This window comes from Nonomuraea sp. WAC 01424, from assembly GCF_003947315.1.
In the GTDB taxonomy this organism is placed as follows: domain Bacteria; phylum Actinomycetota; class Actinomycetes; order Streptosporangiales; family Streptosporangiaceae; genus Nonomuraea; species Nonomuraea spiralis.
The window spans coordinates 360,510-378,015 of the sequence record NZ_QHHZ01000004.1 but is presented as its reverse complement, the minus strand read 5'-3'; the positions used below and the strand labels follow the sequence as shown (position 1 = coordinate 378,015).

Annotated in this window: 9 protein-coding genes (1 of these 9 running past the window's edge); 5 read left to right on the top strand and 4 right to left on the bottom strand. The window is 73.0% G+C overall.

What is annotated here, in order from left to right; all coding sequences use genetic code 11:
* The 5 genes in view from DMB42_RS13985 to DMB42_RS13965 are tightly spaced (each overlapping or abutting the next) and all read left to right on the top strand, a layout consistent with a single transcriptional unit that may run on beyond the window.
* Window positions 1-528, top strand: partial view of a non-ribosomal peptide synthetase gene (locus DMB42_RS13985; RefSeq protein WP_125634486.1) — the end only. The gene continues 2,616 nt to the left of window position 1, outside the view; 528 of the gene's 3,144 nt are visible here — the last part of the coding sequence; its start codon lies off the left edge, out of view; its stop codon occupies window positions 526-528.
* Complete coding sequence (locus DMB42_RS13980) at window positions 525-3,659, top strand: non-ribosomal peptide synthetase (protein WP_125634484.1); 3,135 nt, start codon at window positions 525-527, stop codon at window positions 3,657-3,659. The genes DMB42_RS13985 and DMB42_RS13980 overlap by 4 nt, the downstream gene beginning before the upstream one ends.
* Window positions 3,652-6,684, top strand: a complete 3,033-nt coding sequence (locus tag DMB42_RS13975) for a non-ribosomal peptide synthetase (RefSeq protein WP_125634482.1) — start codon at window positions 3,652-3,654, stop codon at window positions 6,682-6,684. The genes DMB42_RS13980 and DMB42_RS13975 overlap by 8 nt, the downstream gene beginning before the upstream one ends.
* On the top strand, window positions 6,681-10,301 hold the full coding sequence (locus DMB42_RS13970; RefSeq protein ID WP_125634480.1) for a non-ribosomal peptide synthetase: 3,621 nt from the start codon (window positions 6,681-6,683) through the stop codon (window positions 10,299-10,301). The genes DMB42_RS13975 and DMB42_RS13970 overlap by 4 nt, the downstream gene beginning before the upstream one ends.
* Window positions 10,282-11,550, top strand: a complete 1,269-nt coding sequence (locus DMB42_RS13965; protein ID WP_125634478.1) for an MFS transporter — start codon at window positions 10,282-10,284, stop codon at window positions 11,548-11,550. Before DMB42_RS13970 ends, DMB42_RS13965 begins: the two co-directional genes overlap by 20 nt.
* Here DMB42_RS13965 and DMB42_RS13960 read toward each other — a convergent pair.
* The 4 genes from DMB42_RS13960 to DMB42_RS13945 are packed head-to-tail and all read right to left on the bottom strand — an operon-like array spanning window position 11,519 to window position 17,506.
* Complete coding sequence (locus DMB42_RS13960) at window positions 11,519-12,538, bottom strand: LLM class F420-dependent oxidoreductase (RefSeq protein ID WP_125634476.1); 1,020 nt, start codon at window positions 12,536-12,538, stop codon at window positions 11,519-11,521. The two genes, DMB42_RS13965 and DMB42_RS13960, sit on opposite strands and share 32 nt — an antisense overlap.
* Window positions 12,517-13,251, bottom strand: coding sequence for a thioesterase II family protein (locus tag DMB42_RS13955; RefSeq protein ID WP_125634475.1), 735 nt, complete (start codon window positions 13,249-13,251; stop codon window positions 12,517-12,519). The genes DMB42_RS13960 and DMB42_RS13955 overlap by 22 nt, the downstream gene beginning before the upstream one ends.
* Window positions 13,248-17,201, bottom strand: a complete 3,954-nt coding sequence (locus tag DMB42_RS13950; protein WP_185844644.1) for a non-ribosomal peptide synthetase — start codon at window positions 17,199-17,201, stop codon at window positions 13,248-13,250. The genes DMB42_RS13955 and DMB42_RS13950 overlap by 4 nt, the downstream gene beginning before the upstream one ends.
* Window positions 17,198-17,506, bottom strand: coding sequence for an acyl carrier protein (locus tag DMB42_RS13945; RefSeq protein WP_185844643.1), 309 nt, complete (start codon window positions 17,504-17,506; stop codon window positions 17,198-17,200). The genes DMB42_RS13950 and DMB42_RS13945 overlap by 4 nt, the downstream gene beginning before the upstream one ends.

The following is a 17,506-nucleotide window of genomic DNA, read 5'->3' as shown; positions in this document are numbered from 1 at the left end:
GTCGTGGCACTGCGCGACGACGCGCCGGGCGGCCCCGGGCTGGTGGCCTACGTGGACTGGACGGGCGAGGCGAGCCGGCTCTCGCACGAGCTGCGTACCGGGCTGGCGCGCACGTTGCCGCCGGCCCTGGTGCCGCAGGCGTTCGTGCAGGTCGCCGAGTTCCCGCTGAGCCCGAGCGGGAAGCTCGACCGCGCCGCGCTGCCGCCGCCCACCGGGCCCGGTCGCGGCGATCTCGGCACCACCTACGTCGCGCCGGAGACGCCGCTGGAGGAGGAGCTGTGCGCGCTCTGGGGCGAGCTGCTGGGCCGTGACCGGGTCGGCGTCGAGGACGACTTCTTCGCCCTCGGCGGGCACTCGCTGCTGGCCGTCCAGCTGATCACCAGGTACCGGGAGGAGTACGGGATCGAGATGGACCTGCGGGTCTGCTTCGAGCTCACCACGGTGACCGAGCACGCGCTGGCCGTACTGGAACTCCAGCTCGGCGACGTCGAGCTGGACGATCTCCTGGCGGAGGACGCGGACGGATGAGCGAGGTGCGAGGGCGGCTCGCCCGACTCAGCCCGGAACAGCGTGCGGCGCTGGAGCGCAGGCTCCAGCGGCAGCCGAAGGCCCGGCCCACCGGCATTCCCGCGCGCAGCGATCCGGACGCGCCGGCGCCGCTCTCCTACGGGCAGGAGCGGCTCTGGTTCCTGCAACAGCTCGACCCGGCCGACGCCTCCTACAACATGTACATGGTGCAGCGGTTGCGCGGCGAGCTGTCCGTCCAGGACCTCGCTGCGGCGCTGACCGCCGTGGCGGCCCGGCATCCGATGTTGCGGGCCCGCTTCCCCGCCATGGAAGGCAGTCCGGTCCAGGTCGTCGAGCCGGAGCTGAAGCTCGATCCGGTGCTGGTGGACCTGGCGGACCTGCCGGCGTCCGAACGCGAGGCGCGCGCCACGGCGCTCGTGGCCGAGCTGACCAACACGCCGTTCGACGTGGCCACTGGCCCGCTGGTACGGGTGCACCTGATCACGTTGTCGGCGACCGATCACGTGTTCTGCCTGGTCCTGCATCACCTGGTGGCCGACGGCTGGTCCCTGAAGATCATCTTTTCCGAGCTGGCCGCCTGCTACGCCGGGAACGCGGCCGGGCTGGGCGCTCCCTCGGTCGACTACCGCGACTTCGCGGCCTGGCAGCGGGGCCGCGAGCCGTCGCAGAAGTCCCTGGACTACTGGCGCGCCCAGCTCGACGGCGTGGAGCCGCTCGACCTGCCCACGGACCGGCCGCGGCCGGCCGTACGGGTGCCCAGTGGCGACTACTGCGCGCGCCGCGTCGGCCCCGAGCTGACGGCCCGCCTGGAGCAGCTGGCCAGGGACGAGCGCGGCACGCTGTTCATGGTCCTGCTGGCCGCCTACCAGCTCCTGCTGGCGGCTCACTGCGGCAGGAACGACCTCACGGTCGGCTCGGTCATCGCCGGACGCGACCGCCCGGAACTCCACGACGTCGTCGGCTTCTTCCCCGAGACGCTGGTGCTGCGCGGCGACCTGTCCGGCGACCCGTCCTTCCGCATGCTGCTCGCGCGGACCAGGGCGACGGTCCTGGACGCGTTCGCGCACCAGGACATCCCGTTCGAACGCCTGCTCAACGACCTCGGCATCCGCCGCGACCTGAGCACGACGCCGCTGTTCCAGGCGATGTTCGTGATTCAGGACAAGGCTGCCTCCGCCCTTCCGCTGCCGGGCATCGAGGTGGAGATGTTCGACCCGGGGGCGACCCAGGCGAAGTTCGACCTGATGCTGGACATCACCCAGTTCGACGGCTCGCTCTGGGCGATGTTGTCCTACGCCAGCGACCTGTTCGAGGAGGAGACCGCGACGCGGTTGCTGCGGCGCTGGGAACGGGTGCTGGAGACGGTCGCGGGCGACCCGGGCACGCCGCTGTCCGCGTTGCGCGCGGCGATGATGTTGCCCGAGGACCGGCCGCCGGCCCTCGACAACCCGCAACCGCCCGCGCGCGACGTGCTCGACCTCTTCCACGAGCGCGTACGGCTCTCGCCCGGCGCCCCGGCGGTGAGCCACGGCGCCCGCCGGGTCACCTACGCCGAACTGGACGCCATGGCCACCGCGCTGGCCGGGCGACTGTCCGAGGCCGGCGTCGGCCCGGACACGGTCGTGGGCCTGCGCGCCGGGCGCTCGGTGGAGCTGATCGCCGGGATGCTCGCGGTCGGCAAGGCGGGCGGCGCGTACCTGCCGCTCGACCCGGCCTACCCGCCGGAGCGGCTGCGGTGGATGGCGGCGGACGCGGGCGCGGGCCTGGTGCTCGACGAGGACGGCCTGCGCGAGCCGACGTCCCGCGTCGGCGGCGCACCCCAGGTCACCCCGCCGGGCTCGCTGGCCTACGTGATCTACACCTCGGGTTCGACCGGACGTCCCAAGGGCGTGGAGGTGCCGCGCGAGGCGCTCGCCTCACGGGTGGGCTGGATGCGGGAGCACTACGAGCTCGGGCCGGGCGACCGCGTCCTGCAGTTCGCCTCGCCGAGCTTCGACACGCACGCCGAGGAGATCTACCCGGCGCTGGCCGCCGGCGCCGAGCTCGTCCTGTGCCCGGACGAGCCGCTGCCGGACTTCCTGAAGACCCCGGAGGGTTCGGCGCTCACCGTGCTGGACCTGCCCACGTCGTACTGGCAGGAGCTGGTGGCCATGGGCGTCGCGTGGCCGTCCGGCCTGCGGCTGCTCATCCTGGGCGCCGACCCGCTGCCCGGCCCCGCCCTGGCCGCCTGGTACGACTCCGCACCCCCGGGCGTGCGCCTGATCAACAGTTACGGCCCCACCGAGACCACGATCATCGCCGCCACCGCCGAGATGCACCCCGCCGAGGCGCTGCGCCGTCCGGCCGTGGGCGTCGCCCTGCCCGGCACCACGCTCCAGGTGCTGGCCCCCGACGGGCTGCCGGTTCCGCCCGGCGTCGCGGGCGAGCTGCACATCGGCGGCAGCGGCCTGGCCCGCGGCTACCGGGGCGCGCCCGCCCTCACGGCCGAGCGTTTCGTCCCTGGCCCTGACGGCTCGCGCCTCTACCGCACCGGCGACCGGGCCCGCTTCCGCCTGGACGGCAGCCTGGAGATCCTCGGCCGGCTGGACCGGCAGGTGAAGGTGCGCGGGTATCGCGTGGAGCCGGGCGAGGTGGAATCGGTGTTGCTCGCCCACCCGTCGGTACGGCAGGCCACCGTGGTGGTCCGCGACGACCGCCTGATCGCGTACGCCGTGCACGACGGCGGCGACGGGTTACGCGATCACCTGGCCGCCGAGCTGCCCCCGCACATGGTGCCGAGCGTGGTCGTCACGCTCGATCGCATCCCGCTGACCCCCGCCCGCAAGATCGACCGGGAGGCCCTGCCCGAGCCGGGTCAGACGCGGACCACGGCGTACGAGCCGCCGGCCGGCGCGGCCGAGGAGCTCGTCTGCATGGTCTGGGCCGAGGTGCTGGGGCTGGAGCGGGTCGGCGTACTGGACGACTTCTTCCAGCTCGGCGGCCACTCGCTGCTGGCCACCAGGACCACGGCCCGCATCGCCGCGGCCATCGAGCTGGAGGTGCCGCTCAAGCTGGCCTTCACCCACCCGACGCCACGCCTGCTGGCCGCGGCGCTGGAGAACCTGGCCGAGGAGGCCGACGAGCGTGGATGAGCGGCGTGCGCGCGTGGAGGCGCGCTTCCGCAAGGCGATCGCGGGCCTGGGCGACGCCGAGGAGATCCCGCGGCGTGCCGGGGGCGGCGATCCGCCGCTGTCGTTCGCGCAGGAGCGGCTGTGGTTCATGGAGCAGTTCGCCCCCGGGACGAGCGCGTACGTGCTGCCCGTGTCGGCCCGGCTGCGCGGCCCGCTCGACACCGAACGGCTGCGGCGCTCGCTCGACGCCGTGGTCGCCCGGCACGAGAGCCTGCGCATGACCTTCCCGGCCGGCCCCGACGGGCGGCCGGAGGTACGGGTGGCCGAGCGGGTACGCGTCCCGCTGCGCGTCGTGGACGCGCCGACGGAGGCGGCGGCCCGGCAGGTGCTCACCGCCGACGCCGCGCTCCCCTTCGAGCTGGCGACCGGCCCGCTGCTGCGCGCCACACTGGTACGGCTGGCGCCCGACGACCACGCGCTGCTGGTCGCGGTCCATCACATCGTCGCCGACGGCTGGTCGGCCGACCTCATCCTCCGCGAACTCCTGGAACCGCCGCAGCACGGACCCCGGCTGGGTTTCGGCGACTACGCGTCCTGGCAGCGCGAACGGCTGAGCGGCGCGCGGCTGGCCGGCGACCTGGCGTTCTGGCGCGGCGAACTGGACGGGTTGCAGGTCCTTGAACTGCCCCTGGATCGGCCGCGCCCGCCTCGGCAGGGCTTCCGGGGCGGCTGGCACGACCTGGAGCTGGACATCGCGGAGTTCCGCGAGTTGTGCCGGGCCGAGGGGGCGACGCTCTACATGGGGTTGCTCGCCGCCTTCCAGGTGCTGCTGGCCCGCTGGTCCGGTACGACCGGCTTCGCGGTGGGTTCGCCGGTGGCCGGGCGGACCAGGCCGGAGTTCGAGGACATGGTGGGGCTGTTCGTCAACCTGCTCCCGCTGCGGGCGCGGCTGGCGGGCGATCCCGAGTTCGCCGAGTTGCTGCGCCGTACGCGGGACGGGGCGATCGAGGTCTACGACCACCAGGAGCTGCCGTTCGAGAAGCTGGTCGCCGAGCTGGACCCCGAACGCGACGTCAGCCGCCCGCCGCTGGTCCAGGTGCTGTTCGCGCTGCAGACCTATCGCGACGGCGGCGAGGGTTTCGAGCCGGACAGCACGACCACCCGGTTCGACCTGGAGCTCTACGCCGCCGAGCGGGGTGACCTGCTGGCGGGGCGTTTCGTCTACAACGCCGAGTTGTTCCGGCCGGAGACGATCGAGCGGCTGGCACGCCGGTTCGGCGCCCTCCTGCGTGCGGTGGTGGCGGCGCCCGACCTGCCGGTGGGGCGTCTGGACATCCTGCCGGCCGAGGAGCGGGAGCAGATCGCGCGGTGGAACTCCACCACCCGGGAGCATCCCGGCGGGACACTGCACGAGCTGGTCTTCGCACAGGCGGAACGCACTCCGGACGCGACGGCACTCATCTTCGAAGGCGACCGGCTCACCTACCGCGAACTGGCCGAACGGGCCCGCGCCGTCGCCGCCGGGCTGGGATCCCGTCTGGACCAGCCGGTCGGCGTCAGCATGGAACGCGGGCTGGACCTCCCGGTCGTGCTCCTCGGCGTGCTGGCCGCCGGTGGCGCGTACCTGCCGCTCGATCCGGGCCACCCGGCGGAGCGTACGCGCGGCATGCTGGCCGACGCGGGCGCCGACCTGGTGCTCACGGCGGCGGACGGGCACACGACCCCGGGCCCCGTCGTACGGGTGCACGAGGACAACCTGGCCTACGTCATCTTCACCTCCGGCTCCACCGGACGACCGAAGGGCGTGGGTGTCTCCCACCGGGCCATCGTCAACCGGCTGCGCTGGATGCAGGACACCTTCCAGCTCACCCCCCAAGACCGCGTCCTGCACAAGACGCCCACCACCTTCGATGTGTCGGTCTGGGAACTGTTCTGGCCGCTCATCACCGGCGCCACCATGGTCATCGCCCGGCCGGACGGACACCGCGACACCGCCTACCTGCGCGACCTCATCAAAACCGAGAACATCACCACCACCCACTTCGTCCCCTCGATGCTCCAGGCCTTCCTGGAAGAGGAGGACATCCAGCCACCGAAGCGGATCATCTGCTCCGGCGAAGCCCTCCCACCCGGCATCGACCTCCCAGGACTCCACAACCTCTACGGCCCCACAGAAGCCGCCGTGGACGTCTCCTGGCACCCCTGCCAACCGGGCGAGCCGACCGTCCCCATCGGACGGCCGGTGGACAACACCACCCTCCACGTCCTGGACGAGCAGTTCTGCGAAGTCCCCATCGGCACTCCCGGAGAGCTCTACATCGGCGGCATCCAGCTCGCCCGCGGTTACCTGGGCAAACCGGCGCTCACCGCCGAACGTTTCCTGCCCGCGCCCGGCGGCGGCCGGCTCTACCGGACCGGTGACCTGGCCCGCCGGCTGCCCTCGGGCGAGCTCGAATACCTGGGCCGCACCGACCATCAGGTCAAGATCCGCGGCATGCGCGTGGAGCTGGGCGAGATCGAGGCCGTCCTGCGCGAACAGCCGGGCGTCACGGGCGCGGCGGCCAAGCTCGTGGACGGCCGCCTGGTCGGATACGTCGTCGGCGACACCCCCGACCTGTCCGAATTACTGCCAGATTTCATGATCCCGACGGCGTGGGTACGGCTCGACCGCCTGCCCGTCACCCCCAACGGCAAGCTCGACCGCGCCGCCCTCCCCGCCCCCGACCGCCCGGCCGACCTGCCCTGGGAGCCGCCGCGCGGCGAGGCGGAGAACGCCGTCGCGCAGGTCTGGCAGGAGGTTCTCGGCCTCGACCGGGTCGGCAGGCACGACACCTTCTTCGCCGTGGGCGGCGACTCGATCCGCAGTCTCAAGGTCGTGGCCCGGCTGCGCGCCATGGGCTACGGCGTGGAACTGCAACACCTGTTCACCCACCAGGCGGTCGCCGAACTGGCCGCCGTCCTGCGGCCGCGGCAGGCCGTACCGGAAACCGCGGCGGGAGCCTTCGACCTGCTCAGCCTGGCGGACAGAGAGAGGCTCACGCGATGATCATCGACGCCTACCCGCTCAGCGCCCTCCAGGCGGGGATGCTGTACCACAGCGAGCTGGACGGCGTGACCTTCCACGACCACACCACGCTCACGCTGCGCGGCACGTTCGACGAAGCTGCGCTGGTCAGGGCGCTGGAGGAGCTGTCGGCGCGGCACGAGGTGCTGCGGACCTCGTTCGACCTGACCGGGTTCAGCGAGCCCGTCCAGCTCGTGCACGACCGCGCGGAGATCCCGCTGACCGTCTCCGACGGCGAGCCTGAGTACGGGCCCTTCGACTGGTCGCGGGCTCCCCTGCTGCGCGTCCACGTGCGGCCCGAGGCCGGCAGGTTCGCGCTGACCGTCTACTTCCACCACGCGATCCTCGACGGGTGGAGCGTCGCGAGGCTGGTCAGCGAGCTGCTGGCGCGCTACGCGACACCGGGGCTGCCGGTCGAGCCGCCGGGGGCGCGCTTCCGCGACCTGGTGGCGGCCGAGAAGGCCGCGCTCGCCCGGCCGGAGGCCGCGGAGTTCTGGCGGGAGGCGATCGCCGAGGCGCCGGAGGGCCGGCTGCCCCGGATGCCCGGCTACCCCACCGGCGGGCCGCGCAAGGTCGAGGTGCTGGCCACGGCGCTGCCCGGCGACCTGGCGAAGGCGCTCACCGAGGAGGCGACCGCCGCCCGGGTGCCCCTGCGCTCGGTGCTGCTCGCGGCGCACGTACGCGTCATGGCCCTGCTGACCGGCGATCCGGACGTCCTGACGGGCATGCTCACGCACAGCCGTCCGGAGAGCGAGGCGGGCGACGAGGTGCTCGGCCTGTTCCTCAACACCGTCCCGCTGCGCGTGCGGGCCGACGCTCCCGGCCTGGTCCAGCAGGTGTTCCAGGCGGAGGTGGCGGCGCTGCCGTACCGGCACTTCCCGCTCTTCGAGATCCAGCGGGCCAGCGGCCGTGCCCGCCTGCTGGACACGCACGTGGACTTCCGCGACTTCCACGTACGCGGCGCCGCCGCCACGCCCATCGAGGGCCAGGACTTCTTCGAGCAGACCGACTTCGCCTTCAGCGCGGCCTTCGTCCGGACGCCCGGCCAGGGGCTGACGCTGACCATCTCCTACGACACCACGCAGTTCCCCGCCGGCCAGATCGCGGCGATCCGGGATCACTACGTCCGCGCGCTGTCCGGGGACGTCGGCATCTCGCCGGAGGACGCGGCCCTGCTCGCGCTGTGGAACTCCACCGCGCACGACCACCCGGGCGGAACCCTGCACGAGCTGGTCTTCGAACAGGCGGAACGGACGCCGGACGCGACGGCGCTCGTCTTCGAGGGCGACCGGCTCACCTACCGCGAGCTGGCCGAGCGGGCCCGCGCGGTGGCGGCCGGGCTGGACGTGCGGCTGGACCAGCCGGTCGGCGTCAGCATGGAACGCGGGCTGGACCTCCCGGTCGTGCTCCTCGGCGTGCTGGCCGCCGGTGGCGCGTACCTGCCGCTCGATCCCGCCGATCCCGAGGAACGGCGGCGCGGCATGCTCGCCGACGCGGGCGCCGAGATCGTCCTCACCGCCGCAGGTGCCGGGGGTGGTCACACCCCGCCACGGGTGCACGAGGACAATCTGGCCTACGTCATCTTCACCTCCGGCTCCACCGGACGACCGAAGGGCGTCGGCGTCTCCCACCGGGCCATCGTCAACCGGCTGCGCTGGATGCAGGACACCTTCCAGCTCACCCCCCAAGACCGCGTCCTGCACAAGACGCCCACCACCTTCGACGTGTCGGTCTGGGAACTGTTCTGGCCGCTCATCACCGGCGCCACCATGGTCATCGCCCGGCCGGACGGACACCGCGACACCGCCTACCTGCGCGACCTCATCAAAACCGAGAACATCACCACCACCCATTTCGTCCCCTCGATGCTCCAAGCCTTCCTCGAAGAAGAGGACATCCAGCCACCGCAACGGATCATCTGCTCCGGCGAAGCCCTCCCACCCGGCATCGACCTCCCAGGACTCCACAACCTCTACGGCCCGACAGAAGCCGCCGTGGACGTCTCCTGGCACCCCTGCGAACCGGGCGAAACCGTGGTCCCCATCGGAAAGCCGGTCGACAACACCACCCTGCACGTCCTCGACGGGCAACTCCAGGAAGTCCCCATCGGCACCCCCGGAGAACTCCACATCGGCGGCATCCAGCTCGCCCGCGGCTACCTCGGCAAACCGGCACTCACCGCCGAACGCTTCGTGCCCGCGCCCGGCGGCCGACGCCTGTACAAGACGGGCGACCTCGCCCGCTGGCTCCCCACCGGCGAACTCGAATACCTCGGCCGCACCGACCAGCAGGTCAAGATCCGCGGCATGCGCGTCGAACCCGGCGAGATCGAGGCCGTCCTGCGCGCGCAGCCGGGCGTCCGCGACGCGGCCGTCACGGCGTACGAGCACAGCCTGGTCGGCTACGTCGTGGGCGAGGTGCCCGACCTCCACGACCTCCTGCCCGACCACCTGATCCCGCGCCGGTGGGTACGCCTGGACGCCCTCCCCCTCACCCGCAGCGGCAAGCTCGACCGGGCCGCGCTGCCTCTGCCCGAGGCGGCGGGCGGACGCCCGTACGTGCCGCCGCGCGACGAGGTGGAGGCGCGCCTGGCCACGCTCTACGAAGAGGTGCTGAAGGTGCCCGCGGCCGGGATCCTGGACGACTTCTTCGAGCTCGGCGGCCACTCGCTGAGCGCCCTGCGGCTGGCCGCCCGCATCCGCCAGGAGCTGGGACGGAACCTGCCCGTCGGCACCGTGCTGACCGCGCCGACGATCAGCGCGCTGGCCAGGGTGCTTCGGCAGCCCGAGGACCTCGCGCCGCCGAGCCACGTCGTGCCGCTCAACCCGGACGGCGACCGTACGCCGATCTTCTTCGTCCACGCGCTCGGCGGCCAGGTGTTCCGCTACCACCCGCTGGCCCGCCGCCTCGGCCCCGACCAGCCGGTGTACGCCATCGCCGCGCGTGGGCTCGTGCCCGGCGAGGAGCCGCACGCCACGCCCGACGAGATGGCCGACGCGTACGTGGCCGACCTGCTGGAGGTGCGGCCGTCGGGGCCGTACGTGCTGGGCGGGTTCTGCATCGGCGGGAACATCGCCCTGGAGGTGGCCAGGCGGCTGCGCGAGCGCGGCGAGCAGGTGCCGCTCGTCGTGCTCCTCTACGCCAACGCCGAGGAGCCCGTGGCCGGCGCGTCGCTGGAGGACGACACGGTCCTGCTGTTCCACGCGCTGGCCGGCGGGCCTGAGGAGACCCTCGGGCTGGACCCGGCCGAACTCGCCGCCCAGCCGCCGGAGGAACGGCTGCTGGCGGTCATGGGCGCCGCCTCGGCCGCCGACCGGCTGGCGCCCGACACCGCCGAGGTCGAGCAGGCACGCCGCTACCTGGCCGTGTTCCGGGCCAACGCGCACGCGGTCGGCGGCTACCGGCACGAGCCCTACGACGGCGACGTCGCGCTCTTCGCGCCCACCCCCGAGGACGGCGGCTGGCCCTCAGTCGCCAAGGGCCGGCTCGCCCACTACGCGATCCCCGAGGAACGCGTCCCGATCCTGTACGAACCCCTGGTCGCCGGAGCGGCCACCGAGATCAGAAGGTGGATGGATCATGGCATCCCCGACCAGTGAGCAGACGAGCCTCTGGAAGTACCCCGACTTCCTGCGGTTGTGGGCGGGCCAGAGCCTGTCGCAGTTCGGCTCGGCGATCAGTCTCTTCGCGTTCCCCGTGATCGCGGTCACCGTCCTGAACGCCTCCGAGGCGGAGATGGGCGTCGTCGGCTTCCTGCTGCGGCTCCCGATGGTGTTCTTCCTCCTGTTCGGCGTGCTGGCCGACCGGGTGCGCAAGCGGCCCATCCTGATCTGGACGGACGTGGCGCGTTTCGTGCTGCTGATGCTGATCCCCGTCGCGTGGTTCGCCGACATGCTCACGCTGACCTGGATCTACGGCGTCATCTTCGCCCTCGGGCTGCTCAGCACGCTCTTCCAGACGGCCTACCGCAGCTACTTCCCGTTCCTGGTGCCGCGGGAGAACTTCCTGGAGGGCAACTCCAAGCTGCAGCTGACCGAGTCGGCCGCCCAGACGTTCGGGCCCGGCCTGGCCGCGGCGCTGCTGAAGGTGGTCGCCGCGCCCGCGCTGCTGGTCATCGACGCGGTGTCGTACCTGGCCTCCGCGGTGGCGGTGTCGCTGATCAAGCGGCCGGAAGCCCGCCCCGAGCCGGACGACACCACCCCCGGCCAGGTGCACAAGGCGATCTGGCAGGGCATGGGCTGGGTGATGCGGCACGAGCTGATCCGGCCGCTGGCCATCTCCTCGGCCGTGTACTCGCTGTTCATCCTGGGCTCGATGAACTCGATCTACGCCCTGTACGTGATCCGCGACCTGGGTGTGCCCGCGGCGTGGTTCGGCAGCATCCTGGCCGGCGGCGGCGTGGGCGCGATCATCGGAGCGCTGGTCGCCGTCAAGGTGATGCGCCGCTACGCGATCGGCAAGGTGCTGGTGTGGTCGATGGTGTACGGCAACCTGGCGCTCTTCCTCATCCCGCTGGCCATCGGACCGGTCTGGGCGTCGGTGGCCATGCTGGTCGTCGCGCAGCTGGTCAGCGGCGTCAGCTCGCAGATCTTCTTCGTCACCAACACCACGCTGGTGCAGACGATCACCCCGCCGCACCTCCAGGGCCGCGTGGTGGCCTCGATCTACTCGCTGGGCCTGATCCCCGCCCCGCTGGGCGCCCTGGGCGCGGGCCTGCTGGCCGGCGCCCTGGGGACCCGTACGACGTTGTGGGTGGTCATCGCCGTCGGCCAGCTGGTGCCGATCGCGGCGATGGCCTGGTCGCCGCTGGCCAAGCTCATCGGGATGCCGGCGCCAGACTCGCAATGAGCCGCAGCTGACGGCTGCGCAGCCGCCGGGTGGGCGTGACCAGGCCGACGATCAGCGTGGTCGCGCCCGCCTCCTGGTAGGCCGCCATCCGCTCGCGCACCTTGCCCGCGGGGCCGCACATGGTCATCGCGTCCACGAGCTCGTCGGGCAACATCGCCATGGCCTCGCCCTGCCGCCCGTCCAGGAATGCCTCCCGCATGCGGGCGGCCTCCTGCTCGAAGCCGAGCGTGGCGGCCAGGCGGTTGTAGAAGTTCGTCCGGCGTGAGCCCATGCCGCCGAGGTAGAGGGCGAGCATGGGCCGCATCATGTCGTAGGCCAGCTCCTGGTCCTCCTCGACGAGGGTGAGCACCATGGGCGCGATGTCGAGGTCGGCGCCGTTCAGGTGTTTGGCCATCTCGGCCAGGTGGTCGGGCGGGAAGTGGATGGCCAGCCAGCCGTCGGCGAGCTCGCCGGCCAGCGCGACCATCTTGGGGCCCATCGCGGCCAGGTAGACCGGCAGCCGTTCCTGCACCGGCGAGACGGCCAGCGTCAGTTCCTTGCCCTCGCTGCCGGGCAGGGGCAGCGACATCGTGGCGCCGTCGTGCCGTACGGGCTCGCTCCGCAACGCCTTGCGCACCACCTGGAGGTAGTCGCGGGCGCGGGCCAGCGGCCGTTCGAAGCGCTCGCCGTGCCAGCCCTCGACCACCTGCGGGCCGGACAGGCCGACGCCCAGCCGGGCGCGGCCGCCGGAGAGCTGGTCGAGGGTGGCCGCCGTCATCGCCGCGACCACGGGTTTGCGTCCCGTCATCTGGAGCACGCCGGTGCCCAGCGCGATGCGCTCGGTCTGGCCCGCGATCCAGGCCAGCAAGCTGGCCGGGTCGGTCCCGTACGTCTCGGCCGCCCACACGGACGAATAGCCGAGGGCCTCCGCCTCCCGTACCAGCGCCAGGTGGTCGGCCGGGCCGAGGCCCGCGCCACCCCAGTAGCTCATGCTGTAACCGAGGCGCATCCCATCTCCTCAGAGATCGCGGCGGCCAGGACGTCCGGAGTGTCCTCGGCCAGCCAGTGGGTGGAGTCGAGTTCCCGCAGCGAGGGCCCGTGCTCGCTCTGCCGCCGCCAGCCCAGCAGGCCGCCTCTGGTCAGCGAGGCGTCGCGGGCGCCGTACAGGACGGAGACGGGCACCGGCAGCGGCGGCCCGGGGCGGTGGTGGTAGCCGGCCAGCAGCCCGAAGTCGGCGCGCAGCGCCGGCTCCAGCACCGGCCAGAGCGCCTCCCGGTCGGCCAGCTCCGGCGGGACGCCGCCGAGCTCGATCAGCTGCTCCCAGAACAACCACGACGGCAACGACGGCAGGCGGCGCAGCAGCAGGGTCACGTCCGGCGCGGCGAACGAGCCGACGACCAGCCGTTCCGGCCGCCCGCCCAGCTCGACCACGCGAAGGCCGACGAGGTAGGCCAGCAGCGCCCCGCTGCAGTAGCCGAACAACGTGTACGGCTCGCGCCACCCGGCGAGCTCGCGCGCCAGGTCCTCGACCAGCCCGTCGAGGTCGGTCCGCGGCTCTTCGGCGAGCCTGGCCTGCCGCCCCGGCAGGTTGACCGACCACAGGCCCACCTCGGGCGGGAGGTGTCCGGCGAGCTCGCCCAGCGAGGCCGGCCCCCCACCCGCGTGCGGGAAGGCGACCAGCGCCCGTTCCCCCTCCTTGACCTGGACGAACCACGGCGTCATCGGGCCTCCCCCAGATGCTGGGCCAGTTCGGCCGGCGTCGGATGGTCGAACACGGCCCGTACCGAGACGGCACGCCCCGCCAGCTCCTCCAGCGGCCCGATCAGCCGCACGGCCAGCACGGAGTGGCCGCCGTTGAGGAAGAAGTTGTCGTGCGGGCCCAGGCCGGGCCGCTTGAGCGCGTCCCGCCACAGCGCCACCACCTGCTGGACCAGCCCGTCGCCGGCCTCCCGCGCCGGGGCGCCGTCATCGGCGGGCACCACCAGCTCGCGATAGGCGATCTTCCCGTTGGCGGTGGTCGGGAGCCTGTCGGTGACGAGATAGCGGGTGGGGACGGCGTAGTCGGGCAGCCGCGTCCTGGCGAAGCGCCACAGCTCCTCCTCGGCGGCCTGGCCGGTGACCTCGACGAAGGCGACGAGCCGTCCGTCGGTCTGCGGGTCGCCGTCGAGGATCACCGCGGCCGTCCGCACGGCGTCGTGCTCGTGCAGTGCCGCCTCGACCTCGCCGAGCTCGATGCGGTGGCCGCGCAGCTTGATCTGCCGGTCGTCGCGGCCGAGGAGCTCCAGCGTGCCGTCGTGGCGGATGCGCGCGCGGTCGCCGGTCCGGTAGAACCTGCCGTACCGGTCGTGCTGCCCGAAGCGCTCGACCGTCAGCTCGGGCCGGTCGAGGTAGCCCGCGCTGACCCCCGTACCGGCGACGCACAGCTCGCCCGGCACGCCCGGCGGCAGCTCGCGGCCCGCGGGATCGGTGACGAAGATCTGGGTGTTGGCCAGCGGCTCCCCCGCGGGGACCGGATCGAGCGGCGGCTCGCGCAGCTCGGCGGCGGTGGACCAGATGGTGGTCTCCGTCGGCCCGTAGACGTTGAACACCCGGCAGCCCAGTTCCAGCAGGTCCCTGGCCAGGGCGGCGGGCATCGGCTCGCCGCCGCACAACACCGTGCGCCCGGCCAGCTCCCGCCGGGCTTCCGGCGCGACCAGCCGCCACGCGGTCGGCGTCGCCTGTACGACCTGGACGCCGGTGTCGGCGATCAGCTCCAGGAACCGGCCCGGCTGCAGTTGGTCCTCGTCCGAGGCCACGACCACGGTGCCTCCGGAGGCCAGCGGCAACAGCAGTTCCAGCCAGGAGATGTCGAAGGAGGTGGTGGTGGACCACAGGACGCTGGTGGGCGCGCCCAGCCGGTCGGCGAAGTCGAGCACCAGGTTCGTCAGGTTCCCGTGCGTGACCTGCACACCCTTGGGCCGCCCGGTGGAACCGGACGTGTAGATGACATAAGCGATATTTCCGGCCTCGACCGGTACGGGTTCCCCCAGCGTGCCGGGCATCGGCGTGACCGGCGTGTCGCCCGCCCACCGCGGCGTGCCCGCCCCGACGACCAGCCGCGCACCCGAGTCGGCCACCTGGTAGGCCAGGCGCGACTCCGGTTGCCGCACGTCCAGCGGCAGGAACGCCGCTCCGGCCTGCCACACGCCCAGCACCGCGGCGACCAGGTCCGCCGAGCGGCCCAGGGCCAGGGCGACGACGTCGCCGGACCGTACCCCTCGCTCGCGCAGCAGGTCGCGGACCGCGGCCGCGCGCCCCAGCAGCTCGTCGTAGCCGACCTCGCGGCCGCCCTCGCGGACCGCCACGGCCGGGCCCGGCACGATGCGCCCGGCCAGCGTGCCGGGCCAGTCGCGGCGTGTGTCGTTGACCCGGTCGAGCAGCGCCCGGTCGGCCGGCGAGAGCACGTCCGGCACCCGGCCGCGCGCCGCCCGCCGCACCACGGCGCACATCCTGGCCGTGAACGCCGCGATCTCGTCCTCGTCGTGCACCTCGGTGCTGTGCACCATGCGGACGGTCAGCCGGCCCGGCTCCTGGATGACGTTGCACTGCATGTCCAGGCGGCTGCGGTCGATCAGGTTGTCGACGTACCCGGGAACCTCGCCCTGGACGTGCACCTTCTCGTCGCTCCAGGGCCGGTAGTTGAACATGTGCCGGAACAGCGGGACCCGCCAGTCGTCCGTGCCGTGCCCACGGCGGGTCAGCACCGCCTCCACCGAGGCGCCGGCGTGCTCGACACCGTCCGCGAACGCCTCCTCCACGCGCCTGGCGACCTGTTCGAAGTCGTCGTCCAGCTCGACGTGGACGCGCAGCGGCAGCGTGCTCACGGCGTAGCCGACGCGCCGGTGCTCCTCGCCCGTCTTGGTGCTGACCGGCATGCCGATCACCAGGTCAGGACCGGCGCCGTGCCCGCGCAACGTCAGCAGGAAGGCGGTGGCCAGCACGATGTTGCCGGTGGTGCGCAGCCTGGCCCGCAGGTCGTCCAGGGCCGCCACCGTCTCGTCGTCCACCTGCCACGAGCAGGTGTGACCGGCGAACGTCGGACGGCCCGGCGAGTGCCTGCTCCCCGGCAGCACCATGGCGTTGGGGTCGACGCCGTCGAGCCGGTCCAGCCAGTAGCCGATCGACTCCTCCGACGGCTCCACCGGCTCCAGCATCGGCGCGGGCCCCGCCAGCTCGGGGGGCAGCGTGCCGTGCCCGGTCTGGCTGTCGTAGAAGCGGCCCAGTTCCTCCACCAGGAGCTGCATGGAGGTGCCGTCGATGATGATGTGGTGGCCGGCCAGGCACACCACGGTCCCGGCGCCGTCGGGCAGGGTGAAGTGTCCCACCCTGATGAGCAGGTCGCGGCCCAGGTCGAAGGGCTCGTCCAGGAAGGACCGCAGGTCCGCGACCAGCGTCTCCTCCGTCGTGGCCCGCGTCTCGACCTTGAGCTGGGCGTCCTGGGGCGCCACCAGGTGCCTGACGGGCGTCCCGTCCACCACGGGGAACCGCAGGCGCAGCGCCGGATGCCGCTTGATCAGCCGGTTCACCGCGATCTGCAGCGGCAGCCTGCGCAGCGGTGTCACGAACCTGAGCGCCACCGCCAGGTTCGAGACGCCGCTGTCCGGCGCGAGCTGCTCCAGCACCCAGAACGAGTACGGCACCGCCGACAGCGGACGCGGCTCCTCCACCGGGGCGGGCAACTCCGGCTGCGGACGCGGGATGTGCACGCGCTGCAGCGGGTGATCAGGGTCGAGCGCGGCCCAGTCCACCCGGCCGCCGCCCGTCCAGAACCTGGCCACGGCGGCCAGCAGCCCGGCGAGGTCGCCGCCCACCGTGATCTCGGTCCCGGCCGTCTCCCGCGTGCCGAGCACGTCCTCCAGCGGACGGTCGCCCGCCAGAAGCGCCGGGTCCGGGGCCTGCGCCCGGATGCCCCAGGCGGCGAGGGTGGCGGCCAGCCCGTACGCGGCGGTGAAGCCGGGTGGCGCCTCGACGCCGCGCGTTTCTAGGGCCTCTTCGCACACGTCCACGGCCTCGGTGAACACGCGTTCCACGCCGTACAGGCCGGACGCCTCGGCGGAGCCGGACAGGTGCACCGGCCCCTGCTCGTAGGTGTGCTCGCGGCCCAGCGCGAGAGCGGCCTCGGCGGCGTTGCGGCAGACCACCGCGCCTCTCACGGGGTGGTGGACACGTCCCTGCTGCAGGGTGCCGGCCGCGTCGGCGTAGCGGTCCTCCGGCAGCCCGGCGAAGAAGCCGGCCAGGCTCCGCCGTACGGACTCGGCCTCCTCGCGGGTACGGCCGGACCACACCACGACCCGGGGGCGGCCGTCGCCCGGGGCGTGCACCTGCGGATAGCCGTCCTCGACCTCAAGGTCGTCGGGCCAGATCACCCGGTGGACCAGGTCTCCGTCGAGCAACGCCCGGTCGAGCAGCCGCAGGACCAGGGTGCCGCGCAGCGTGCCCGGCGGCAGCTCGCCGGCGTCGGTCACGGCCAGCTCGCACTCCCCGGCCAGCAGCGCCGAGCAGGCCTTGCCCACCCCGCCGTACAGCCGGACGGCCTGCGCCCCGGGATCGTGCCCGGCCTCCTCGGCCGCGCCCACCTCCAGCGGGAAACGTCCCATCGCGATCACGGCGACGGGCTGATCGTGCGAGGTCACCGACCGTCCTCACGGATCCTGGCGCGCACGTCGCGGCGGCTGCCGCCGAGCGGGCGGCGCGGGGCGCCGCCGTCCTGCCTGGTGGGCGCCTCGCCCTGCGTGATCAGGTTCGCGAGCGCACGCAGGTTCGGGTGGGTGAACATGGCGGTGACCGGCAGCTTCAGGCCCAGCGTGCCGGTGATCTCCTCGTGCAGCTCGACCAGGGCGAGCGAGTCGAACCCCGCTTCGAAGAAGTTGAGGTCGGGATCGAGAGCGCGGCCTAACCTGCGCTCCACGAGAGATGCCACCGCGTCGGCCTGGGTCAT

Excerpts from the sequence above, each read along its gene's own strand:
- DMB42_RS13945 (WP_185844643.1), bottom strand. The coding sequence starts at position 17,506 with ATGACCCAGGCCGACGCGGTGGCATCTCTCGTGGAGCGCAGGTTAGGC.
- DMB42_RS13955 (WP_125634475.1), bottom strand. The coding sequence starts at position 13,251 with ATGACGCCGTGGTTCGTCCAGGTCAAGGAGGGGGAACGGGCGCTGGTC.
- DMB42_RS13960 (WP_125634476.1), bottom strand. The coding sequence starts at position 12,538 with ATGCGCCTCGGTTACAGCATGAGCTACTGGGGTGGCGCGGGCCTCGGC.
- DMB42_RS13980 (WP_125634484.1), top strand. The coding sequence starts at position 525 with ATGAGCGAGGTGCGAGGGCGGCTCGCCCGACTCAGCCCGGAACAGCGT.
- DMB42_RS13970 (WP_125634480.1), top strand. The coding sequence starts at position 6,681 with ATGATCATCGACGCCTACCCGCTCAGCGCCCTCCAGGCGGGGATGCTG.
- DMB42_RS13965 (WP_125634478.1), top strand. The coding sequence starts at position 10,282 with ATGGCATCCCCGACCAGTGAGCAGACGAGCCTCTGGAAGTACCCCGAC.